Source organism: Pseudomonas sp. BS3782 TE3695 (assembly GCF_050435305.1).
Taxonomy (GTDB): Bacteria; Pseudomonadota; Gammaproteobacteria; order Pseudomonadales; family Pseudomonadaceae; genus Aquipseudomonas.
This window is the reverse complement of sequence record NZ_JBNDKB010000001.1, coordinates 1,295,927-1,307,163: the sequence shown is the minus strand read 5'-3', so window position 1 is coordinate 1,307,163 and position 11,237 is coordinate 1,295,927. Positions and strand designations below refer to the sequence as shown.

The following is an 11,237-nucleotide window of genomic DNA, read 5'->3' as shown; positions in this document are numbered from 1 at the left end:
CGGTGTCACTGGAACACCGCGCCACTCACCTCTTAGCTGTAAACCCGGCCAAGCAACTGCCGATGGCTTTCAAACTGATCGAGCACATCACGGGTGATCTGATCCTGAGTGAAGCCCATCAGGTCATAATCCTGGCTGCCGTTGTGCAAGTACACCTCGGCGCGGTAGTAACGTGCGCGCGGTTCATCGGCACTTTCGGCCGACACCGTGTCACTCGCCGCCGCCAGATAACCGTCCAGGCTCACTTCGTAGACAAAAGGGTTACCCTCTTCCATCTCGATCCGCACGCCCATGCAGCGTTTCGACTTGCCCAGCAGCGTCTGCACATCCAGGCCCTGAGCACGCAATTGCACAGCCGCGTCTTCCAGCGCCGGGCTGACGCGCTTGTCCATGAAACGCTGAACGATCGACTGGTTCGGTTGCAGATCCAGCTGGGTCAGACGCTCGCTGAAACCACGACGACCACGCGCCGCCAGTTCCGCTTGCTCCTGTTCGATTTGCACGTCCTGGCGCATGGCCTTGTGCAGGCCGAACATGAAGAACACCAGCACTACCGAGAACGGCAGCCCCGCCAGTACCACCATGGTTTGCATGGCTTCGAAGTTGCCGGCAAACAGCAGACCGATGGTCACCAGAGTGATCACCGCCGACCAGAAAATCCGCAGCCAGTGAGGCGCATCTTCGTCAACATTGCCGCCCTTGCACGAAAGGTTGGCCATCATCACCGCGCCGGAATCCGCCGGGGTCAGGAACAGCACGAAGCCGACAAAAATCGACACGCCGATCACAATCTTCGACGCCGGGTAATGCTCAAGCAACTGGTAGATCGCCATCGACGGCTGTTCCAGCGCCGTCTTCCCGAGCTCCACCGCCCCATGGTTCATCACCAGGTCCAGGGCCGAGTTACCGAAGATCGACAGCCATGCCAGGGTGAAACCCAGCGGAATCAGCAACACGCCGGCCACCAATTCACGCACCGTGCGACCACGGGAAATACGCGCGATGAACATGCCGACGAATGGGGCCCAGGAAATCCACCAGGCCCAATAGAACAGGGTCCACAGGCCCAACCAGCGGTCAGACTTCTCACTGTCGCCCTCATACACATAGAGGTCGAACGTCTTCAGCACCACGCCGTTCAGGTAGTCGCCGATGTTCTGCACAAAGCCGTTGAGCAGGTGCAGGGTCGGGCCGAACAGCAGCACGAAAATCAGCAGACCGCTGAACAACACGATGTTCAAGTTGGACAGACGGCGAATACCGTTTTCCACGCCAGACACAGCGGCGATGGTCGCCACGGTGCTCATCACGATGATCACGATCAGCAGGTTGGTGTTGCTGTGCTCCATGCCGAACAGGTTTTCCAGCCCCGACGACACTTGCAGCGAACCAATCCCCAGGTTCGTCACCAGCCCCAACAGGGTCACGAACATGCCGAAGCCGTCCACCGCATGACCGGCCGCGCCTTTGACCCAACGCTCGCCGACCAGCGGATACAGCGCCGACCGCAACGCCAGCGGTTGGTTATGACGGTAAGCGAAGTACGCCACGGCCAGGCCGACCAATGCGTAGATCGCCCAGCCATGCAGGCCCCAATGCAGGAATGTCAGTTGCACCGCCTGACGGGCCGCAAGGTTGCTGCCGGCCACGCCTTCCGGCGGATTGAAATAGTGGTCCAGCGGCTCGGAAGCACCGAAGTACAGCAACGAGATGCCAATACCCGACGAGAACAGCATCCCCGCCCAGGCGCCGTAGCTGAAATCCGGGGTGTCGTCCTTGCTGCCCAGCTTGAGCTTGCCGTAGGACGAAAACGCCAGGCCAACCACAAAAACCAGATAAGCGGCGATCACCACCATGTAGTACCAGCCGAAGCTGCGGGACAACCAGGCCTGGGCAATGCCGAGCATTCTGCCGGCCTCTTGCGGGGCGATGATCAGAATGGCGGTCAACAACAGAATCAACGCGGTAGAGGTGTAAAACACCCAACCGTTGACCGTCACCTTCTCGGGTGGGGTCTTTATTAGAGAGGCAGAACTCATGGCACAGATGCTCCAGGCAGTGCGAGAGAAGAACACAAGGCAACGCGTTACCCGACCAATCGGTTAGTTGGCAGCCGACCGGCGGGTGATATAAAGACACCCCGAAAAAAGCCCGAAACCCTTGGGACGCCTGCGCGTATGGGTTTCGAGCATTTTGGGATGTCGTTTTTCCGCCAACTACACGTAGGAAAAACCTGTAGGTAGCGACGATTTGTCGCAGATCTTATTCTTTGTTGATTGAACGTTCAATCAAAACAAAATAGACTGGCCCACAATCCGGTAGCCGTTTTTCGTCCACCGGAAGGCCTAAGGAGATGTGCAAGATGCCCAAGGTCGGTATGCAACCCATCCGCCGCCAGCAATTGATCGAAGCCACGTTACAGGCTGTCGACAAGGTCGGCATGGGGGACGCCAGCATTGCGCTGATCGCCCGTTTGGCCGGTGTCTCGAATGGCATCATCAGTCACTACTTTCAGGACAAGAATGGCCTGATCGCCGCCACGGCGCAGTACCTGATGAGCGTCCTCAGCGAGAACGTCACCGCGCGCCGTCAGGCGCTGGAGGACACCAGCCCACGGGCTCACCTTCAGGTGATTATCGAAGGCAACTTCGACGCCAGCCAGGTCAATGGCCCGGCAATGAAAACCTGGCTGGCCTTCTGGGCCACCAGCATGCACCACCCGTCATTGCACAGGTTGCAGCGGATCAACGATCACCGCCTGTATTCCAACCTGTGCTGCCAGTTCCGCCGTGTATTGCCGCTCGATGACGCGCGCAGTGCAGCTCGAGGTCTGGCAGCTCTCATTGACGGTTTGTGGTTGCGCGGCGCGCTGTCGGGAGATGCTTTCGACACCGGGCAGGCGCACCAGATCGCTTACGAATACATGGATTTCCAACTGGCCAAGCAGGTGAGTTAGAGCACACAGAACCGCTCAGCACCTGAACCGCTACCGACCGCGACGCCACTGCTACACGGCTCGCTCGGTGGTTAACGCCAACTAACTTATGCACTTGCGAGGACTTTATGGCCCGTTTCGAACTGCAAAAACTCTACATCGATGGCGGTTACTCCGACGCCAGCAGCGACGCCACTTTCGAAGCCATCAACCCGGCTAACGGTGAAGTCCTCGCAACCGTACAACGTGCAACCCAGTCAGACGTCGAGCGCGCTGTGGTCAGCGCCGAAAAGGGCCAGAAAATCTGGGCTGCAATGACCGCCATGGAGCGTTCGCGCATCCTGCGTCGTGCCGTCGACATCCTGCGCGAGCGCAATGATGAACTGGCCGCCCTGGAAACCCTGGACACCGGCAAGGCGTACTCCGAAACCCGTTACGTCGACATCGTTACCGGCGCTGACGTGCTGGAGTACTACGCAGGCCTGGTGCCGGCCATCGAAGGCGAGCAGATTCCGCTGCGCACCACCTCTTTCGTTTACACCCGTCGCGAGCCATTGGGCGTCGTGGCCGGTATCGGCGCGTGGAACTACCCGATCCAGATCGCTTTGTGGAAATCCGCACCGGCCCTGGCGGCCGGTAACGCGATGATCTTCAAGCCGAGCGAAGTCACTTCCCTGACTACCCTGAAACTGGCCGAGATCTATACCGAAGCAGGCCTGCCAGCCGGCGTATTCAACGTGCTGACCGGCAGCGGCCGTGAAGTCGGCACCTGGTTGACCGAGCACCCACGCATCGAAAAAATCTCCTTCACCGGCGGCACCGACACCGGCAAGAAGGTCATGGCCAGCGCTTCCGCCTCGTCGCTCAAAGACGTGACCATGGAACTGGGCGGCAAATCCCCGCTGATCATCTTCGACGACGCCGACCTGGATCGCGCCGCCGACACCGCGATGATGGCCAACTTCTACAGCTCCGGTCAGGTCTGCACCAACGGCACTCGCGTGTTCGTACCGAGCCACCTGAAAGCTGCGTTCGAAGCCAAGATAGTTGAGCGCGTTGCGCGCATTCGCGTCGGCAACCCGGAAGACGAGAACACCAACTTCGGCCCGCTGGTCAGCTTCGCCCACATGGAAAGCGTGCTGGGTTACATCGCCAAAGGTAAGGAAGAAGGCGCGCGCCTGCTGTGCGGCGGCGATCGTCTGACCGACGGCGAATTCGCCAAAGGCGCGTTCGTGGCACCGACCGTGTTCACCGATTGCACCGACGAGATGACCATCGTCCGCGAAGAAATCTTCGGCCCGGTGATGAGCATCCTGAGCTACGAAACCGAAGAAGAAGTGATCCGTCGTGCCAACGACACAGAGTTCGGCCTGGCCGCTGGTGTCGTCACCAAAGACCTGAACCGCGCTCACCGTGTGATCCATCAACTGGAAGCCGGTATCTGCTGGATCAACGCCTGGGGCGAATCCGACGCCAAGATGCCGGTCGGCGGCTACAAGCAGTCGGGCGTGGGCCGTGAGAACGGCATCAGCTCGCTGAACAACTTCACACGCATCAAATCGGTACAGGTCGAGCTGGGCGATTACGCCTCGGTTTTCTGATCTGACGCGGAACCTGAGGCTGGGGCCTTTTGTGGCGAGGGAGCTTGCTCCCGCTGGGCTGCGAAGCGGCCCCAACTTCAGACACCGCGCTCATTCAGACAGAACACGGTCGCTGACTTGCGACTGCTGCGCAGCCGAGCGGGAGCAAGCTCCCTCGCCACAATCAAGTGGTGCATCGGCGACCGCGACCTGACCAACTTCAAAGAGGGTGCATTCAATGTCCCAAGAATTCGATTACATCATCATCGGTGCCGGCTCGGCCGGTAACACCCTGGCGACCCGTCTGACTGAAGACGAAGGCGTCACCGTCCTGCTGCTCGAAGCGGGCGGCCCGGATTACCGTCTCGACTTCCGCACGCAAATGCCGGCCGCCCTGGCGTTCCCGCTGCAAGGTCGTCGCTACAACTGGGCCTATGAAACCGACCCAGAGCCACACATGGACGGTCGCCGGATGGAATGCGGTCGCGGCAAGGGCCTGGGCGGTTCTTCGCTGATCAACGGCATGTGCTACATCCGTGGCAACGCGATGGACTACGACAACTGGTCGAAGCTGCCCGGCCTGGAAGACTGGACCTACCTCGACTGCTTGCCGTATTTCCGCAAGGCGGAAACCCGTGACGTCGGCCCGAACGACTACCACGGTGGCGACGGCCCGGTCAGCGTGACCACGCCAAAAGCCGGCAACAACCCGCTGTTCGCCGCGATGGTTGAAGCAGGCGTGCAAGCCGGTTACCCGCGCACCGAAGACTTGAATGGCTACCAGCAAGAAGGTTTCGGCCCGATGGATCGTACCGTGACGCCAAACGGCCGTCGCTCTAGTACCGCGCGCGGTTACCTGGACATCGCCAAGAAGCGTTCGACCTTGACCATCGTCACCCACGCCCTGACCGACAAAATTCTGTTCGAAGGCAAGCGTGCGGTCGGCGTGCGTTACCTGATCGGCGCCGCTGAAGAGCGCATTGAAGCCCGCGCCCGCAAAGAAGTACTGCTGTGCTCCGGCGCCATCGCTTCGCCGCAGATCCTGCAACGCTCCGGCGTCGGCCCGGCCGAATTGCTGAAGAAACTCGACATCCCGGTGGTCCACGACCTGCCAGGCGTTGGTGAAAATCTGCAGGATCACCTTGAGCTGTACCTGCAATACGCCTGCACCCAACCGGTTTCGCTGTACCCCTCGCTGCTGCTGCACAACCAGCCGGCCATCGGAGCCGAGTGGCTGTTCAACGGCACCGGCATCGGCGCCAGCAACCAGTTCGAAGCCGGTGGTTTCATCCGCACCCGTCCGGAATTCGAGTGGCCGAACATTCAGTACCACTTCCTGCCGGTGGCGATTAACTACAACGGCAGCAACGGTGTGAAAGAGCACGGTTTCCAGGCGCACATGGGCTCCATGCGTTCGCCAAGCCGTGGTCGCATCCAGGCCAAGTCCAAGGATCCGCGCGAGTACCCGAGCATCCTGTTCAACTACATGGCCACCGAGCAGGACTGGCAGGAGTTCCGCGATGGCATCCGCCTGACCCGCGAGATCATGCAGCAACCAGCGCTGGACGCCTTCCGTGGCCGCGAAATCAGCCCGGGCATCGAGGTGCAAACCGATGAGCAGCTGGACAAGTTCATCCGCGAACACGCCGAAACCGCGTTCCACCCTTCCTGCTCTTGCAAGATGGGCACCGACGAGATGGCCGTGGTCGATGGCGAAGGTCGTGTGCACGGCATGCAAGCCCTGCGTGTGGTCGATGCCTCGATCATGCCGATCATCACCACCGGCAACCTGAACGCGCCAACGATCATGATGGCCGAGAAAATCGCCGACAAGATCCGCGGTCGCAAGCCATTGCCGCGCAGCAAGGCTGCTTACTACGTGGCCGGTGATGCACCAGTGCGTGGCAAGCCGTTGCGGGATGTGAGTCTGACTGCGCAGTAAGGCGTAATACCGAGGCGCGGCCTTCGCGAGCAAGCCCGCTCCCACATTAGATCGGCAGTGAACACACATTTTGTGAACACCAGAGATCAAATGTGGGAGCGGGCTTGCTCGCGAAGGGGCCCCAACAAACAATACACAATTTCCTGCCCCATACCGGGCATTCCTCTCTTACTCCGCTGCGCCCTTGATCCTCACCTTGCGCAGGCCTAATCTAGCGCCACGCAAACGTTTCATCCCCTCGCAATACCGATACATCGCAACTCCATGCCAAGGAGGTTCCCGAATGTTCGATTTCCACCCCCAGCTCAAGCAGCGTTTTGCTGCCTTGCGCACGGGCGCTGAATTCTTTTCGCTGCGTTATGTACACGAGTCCGGCCAGTACCTGTCGGTGCGCAAGAACGTCGCCGAACCGCCGAGCCTGAGCCGTGACGAGGGCGCGATGCTGACCGTTCGGGTCAACGGCGTCGAAGCCTATGCCGCGACCAATGACCTGTCTCAATCCGGTCTGCAAGCCGCGCTGGAGAAAGCCGAGCAACAAGCCCGTCGACTCAAACCTCACGCCCTGCTCGACCTGCGCGAGCAAGCCGTCTCCAGCGACCGCGCCGACTACTTATCACCCAATCTCGACCAGCCCTTCCCGTCCCTGAGCGATTGCTACCAGTTGCTCGGCGCCGAATCTGCCGCCGTGCCCAAGGACGAGCGATTGGTGAACTGGCAGGCGAGCATCGGCATCACCAACGTCGAGCAAATCTACCTCAACAGCGCCGGTGCCGAGTTGCGTCAGGCCCAGCGTTTCGTCTACCCGAGCATGGACGTCACCGCCTTCGACGGCAGCGACAGCCAGACCCGTAGCCTGGGCCGCGAGAACTTCGGCCAGCAGGGCGGCTTTGATGTGATCAGCCGTTGCGGCCTGATCGGTGCCGGCCCGAAAGTCGCCGATCAGGCGCTGCAATTGCTGCTGGCGCCAAACACCCCGCAAGGCCCGCGCGATCTGTTGCTGATGCCCGATCAAATGATGCTGCAGATCCACGAGTCCATCGGTCACCCGCTGGAACTGGACCGCATCCTGGGCGATGAGCGCAATTACGCCGGCACCAGTTTCGTCAAGGCAGAAGACTTCGGCAGCCTGCAATACGGCTCCGAACTGCTCAACGTGACGTTCGACCCGGACATCCCCGAGCAACTCGCCAGCTACGGGCATGACGACGACGGCAGCGCCGCCAGCAAGCAATTTCTGATTAAAGAAGGTTTGCTGCTGCGGCCATTGGGCGGTGCGCTGTCGCAATTTCGCGCCGGCATGGATGGAGTTGCCAACAGCCGCGCCTGCGGCTGGAATCGTCCGCCGATCGACCGCATGGCCAACCTCAACATCGAGCCCGGCGATCAGCCGCTGGAACAGCTGATCGGCAACATCGAGCACGGCATTTTGATGAGCACCAACCGGTCGTGGTCCATCGACGATGCGCGCAACAAGTTCCAGTTCGGCTGCGAATGGGGCCAGTTGATCGAAAACGGCGAACTCAAGGGTGTGGTGAAGAACCCGAACTACCGGGCGATTTCCGCCCAATTCTGGAAAAGCCTCAGCGCCGTCGGCGATGCCAACACCGTCAAAGTGCTGGGCACGCCGAACTGCGGCAAGGGCGAACCGAACCAGGTGATCCGCGTCGGCCATGCGTCGCCGGCCTGTGTGTTCAGCCATGTTGATGTGTTCGGAGGAGATGCCTGATGAGTACTTCCACAAGCACCTCAAATAGCCAGGCCGAGTCGTTCAAGGATCTGGTCAACTGGCTGCGCGATGCGCTGCGTACGCCGGAGCAATTCACCCTCAGCTACGCCGCCGAGGCGTCGGCTTTCGTGCGCTTCAACCATGCCAAGGTCCGTCAGGCCGGGCAGGTGCAGCAGGCGAGCGTCGGGTTCAAGTTGATTAACGATGGTCGTCATGCCGATCTGAACATCACGTTGTCGGGCGACCACGACGTCGATCTTCAGCGTCTGGCTGAAGGCCTGCAACAGTTGCGCGAAACCCTGCCACTGTTGCCTCAGGATCCGTACCTGCTGCTTAACCAGAACGTTTGGCAGAGCAACAACGTGCAGGAGCATCCGCTGCCGGACACCGAGCAAGTGGTCGCTGAAATCACCCGGGCTGCCGAGGGGCTGGATCTGGTCGGCTTCTATGCCGCCGGGCCGATCAGTCGCGGTTTCGCCAGCTCTTCGGGCGCGTTCGGCTGGCATCAGGCCAACAGCTTCAACTTCGATTTCAGCCTGTTCCATGAAAACGGTCAGGCAGTGAAAGCCAGCTATGCCGGGCACGACTGGAACAGCGAAGGCTTTGCCAGACGCTTCCAGCAGGCCCGCGAGCAATTGGCGTTTCTGGGGCGTCCGTTGCGCACGCTGCCGCCCGGCGAATACCGCGCCTACCTGGCGCCGGCAGCGCTGGAAGAAATCATGGGCATGTTGAGCTGGGGCGGGTTTTCGGCACAGGCGATTGCCAGCAAGCAGAGCCCGTTGCAGAAGTTCTACGCCAACGAAACCTGTTTCAGCCCCAATGTATGGTTGAGTGAGCAGGTCAGCGGCTCCTTGAGCCCGGCGTTTTCCGACGAAGGTTATCCCCGCGATGATCTGGGGTTGATCGCCAAAGGCATGGCCAATGCCCGACTGATCAGTTCCCGCAGCGCCGCCGAATACGACCTCACGGCCAACGGTGCCAGCAGCCATGAATACCCGACGGCGCTGGTCATGCAAGGCGGCAATCTTGCGCAGACGGACATCCTCAAGCGCCTCGGCACCGGGCTCTATATCAGCAACCTGTGGTACCTGAACTACTCGGACCAGCCGGCGGCGCGCCTGACCGGCATGACCAGATTTGCGACCTTCTGGGTCGAGAACGGTGAGATTCAGGCACCGGTGAGCACCATGCGGTTTGATGACAGCGTCTACAGCCTGCTCGGTTCGCAGCTCGAAGCGTTGACCGAGGAGCGTGAATTGCTGCTTTCGGCCAGCACCTACAGTCAGCGGGCGACTGCTTCGGCACTGTTGCCCGGTGCGCTCGTCAGCCGATTGACCCTGACCCTGTAAACACAAAACCTGTGGGAGCGGGCTTGCCCGCGAAGAGGCCATCAGCTTCAACATCAATGTTGACTGACACATCGCCTTCGCGGGCAAGCCCGCTCCCACAGGTTTACGGTTACCAGACCACCCCACAAGAGGTCCCATGCCCAACCGCCCACCTCTCGACGCCGTCACCGCCCGCTGGGTACCGTGGGTTGTGGCCATTGCTTTCTTCATGCAGTCCCTCGACGGGACGATCCTCAACACCGCCCTCCCCGCTATGGCCCGGGACCTGGCCGAAGACCCGTTGCGTATGCAGGGCGTCATCATCGCCTACATGCTTACCGTCGCCTTACTGATCCCCGCCTCCGGCTGGATCGCCGATCGCTTCGGCACCCGGAAAATCTTCTTCGGCGCGATCCTCCTGTTCAGCTTCGGCTCATTGCTCTGTGCCTTGTCCAACACGTTGAGCATGCTCATCGGCGCCCGGGTGATTCAGGGCCTCGGTGGCGCGTTAATGTTGCCGGTCGGTCGATTGGTGGTGCTGCGCGCGTATCCGCGCTCGGAGCTGGTGCGGATCATGGGGTTCATCACCATTCCCGGTCTGCTCGGCCCGCTGATCGGCCCGACCATGGGCGGCTGGATGGTGCAATACCTGACCTGGCACTGGATCTTCCTGATCAACCTGCCGGTGGGCGTCCTCGGTTGCTACGCGGTATGGAAATTCATTCCCGACCTGCGCGGCAGTGAACGCACCCGCTTCGATAGCCTGGGCTTTTTGCTGTTTGGTGCGGCGATGGTGCTGATCACCATTGCCATGGAGGGCCTCGGCGAACTGCACCTGCCGCACTTGCGGGTGATGTTGCTGCTGTTTGGCGGCATGGCGTGTCTGGCGGCGTATTGGCTGCGGGCCGGGCACATCGACAATCCGCTGTTTGCGCCCTCGCTGTTCAAGACCCGAACCTTCGCCGTGGGCATCCTCGGCAACCTGTTCGCTCGCCTCGGCAGCGGCGCATTGCCGTTCCTGGTGCCGTTGTTGCTGCAAGTGGCGCTGGGTTATTCGCCGTCTCAGGCCGGGATGAGCATGCTTCCCCTGGCGGCGGCCGCGATGGTCGCCAAGTCGGTGGCGCGGCCGCTGATCGAACGCTTCGGCTATCGCAGCGTGCTGACCGGCAACACACTGGCGCTGGGAATCATGCTGGCCAGCATGGGCCTGGTCAGCGAGCAGACGCCGTATTGGCTGCTGCTGGCTCAGTTGGCAGTTCTGGGGGCGATCAACTCCTTGCAGTTCACCGCAATGAACACTGTCACCCTGATCGACCTCGACGACGCCAGCGCCAGCAGCGGCAACAGTTTGCTGTCGGTGGTCGCGCAATTGTCCCTGAGCCTCGGTGTGGCCTGCGCCGGCGCCCTGCTCGGCGGCTTCACGGCAGAGATCGGCAATGACGGCGTGGACACGGTTCTGGGCGCGTTCCAGCTGACGTTTGTGACGGTCGGGATCATGGCGATGCTGGCTGCAACGATCTTCTCGCAGCTTTCACCCAAGGATGGCCGACGGATGGTCAGCCGCGAGCACGATATCGAGCACTGATTGGTAGCAGCTGCCGAGGCACGAGGCTGCGTTGCGTGTCCGCAGGACCGCCTTCGGAGGGCCGCTTCGCAGCCCGACGCAGCCTCGTGCCTCGGCAGCTGCTACGACTTCTCGTCCGGAAACTTCAGGCGAATGGCCATG

The 11,237-nt window shown here is 61.0% G+C and carries 7 protein-coding genes; 6 read left to right on the top strand and 1 reads right to left on the bottom strand.

The features are described from left to right. Positions 1 to 32: 32 nt before the first annotated feature. Positions 33 to 1,982, bottom strand: coding sequence for a BCCT family transporter (locus ABH909_RS05865; RefSeq protein ID WP_429432560.1), 1,950 nt, complete (start codon positions 1,980 to 1,982; stop codon positions 33 to 35). A 380-nt stretch (positions 1,983 to 2,362) separates the two neighbouring features. On the opposite strand from ABH909_RS05865, the gene betI reads away from it, so the two are divergent. The 6 genes from betI to mdtD all read left to right on the top strand — a co-directional run bounded on the left by betI (position 2,363) and on the right by mdtD (position 11,096). Continuing rightward, positions 2,363 to 2,956, top strand: a complete 594-nt coding sequence (gene betI / locus ABH909_RS05860) for a transcriptional regulator BetI (RefSeq protein ID WP_008072545.1) — start codon at positions 2,363 to 2,365, stop codon at positions 2,954 to 2,956. A 107-nt stretch (positions 2,957 to 3,063) separates the two neighbouring features. Beyond that, positions 3,064 to 4,536: a betaine-aldehyde dehydrogenase gene (betB, locus tag ABH909_RS05855; protein ID WP_007907492.1), complete on the top strand. Its 1,473-nt coding sequence runs from the start codon at positions 3,064 to 3,066 to the stop codon at positions 4,534 to 4,536. A gap of 217 nt (positions 4,537 to 4,753) precedes the next feature. Then, complete coding sequence (betA, locus tag ABH909_RS05850; RefSeq protein ID WP_429431193.1) at positions 4,754 to 6,457, top strand: choline dehydrogenase; 1,704 nt, start codon at positions 4,754 to 4,756, stop codon at positions 6,455 to 6,457. 283 nt (positions 6,458 to 6,740) lie between these two features. Continuing rightward, positions 6,741 to 8,183, top strand: a complete 1,443-nt coding sequence (locus ABH909_RS05845) for a TldD/PmbA family protein (RefSeq protein WP_429431191.1) — start codon at positions 6,741 to 6,743, stop codon at positions 8,181 to 8,183. After that, positions 8,183 to 9,532 carry a TldD/PmbA family protein gene (locus ABH909_RS05840; protein WP_429431189.1) on the top strand — a complete coding sequence of 450 codons (1,350 nt, stop codon included), beginning with the start codon at positions 8,183 to 8,185 and terminating at the stop codon, positions 9,530 to 9,532. Before ABH909_RS05845 ends, ABH909_RS05840 begins: the two co-directional genes overlap by 1 nt. Positions 9,533 to 9,668: 136 nt before the next feature. After that, on the top strand, positions 9,669 to 11,096 hold the full coding sequence (gene mdtD / locus ABH909_RS05835; protein WP_429431187.1) for a multidrug transporter subunit MdtD: 1,428 nt from the start codon (positions 9,669 to 9,671) through the stop codon (positions 11,094 to 11,096). Positions 11,097 to 11,237 lie beyond the last annotated feature (141 nt).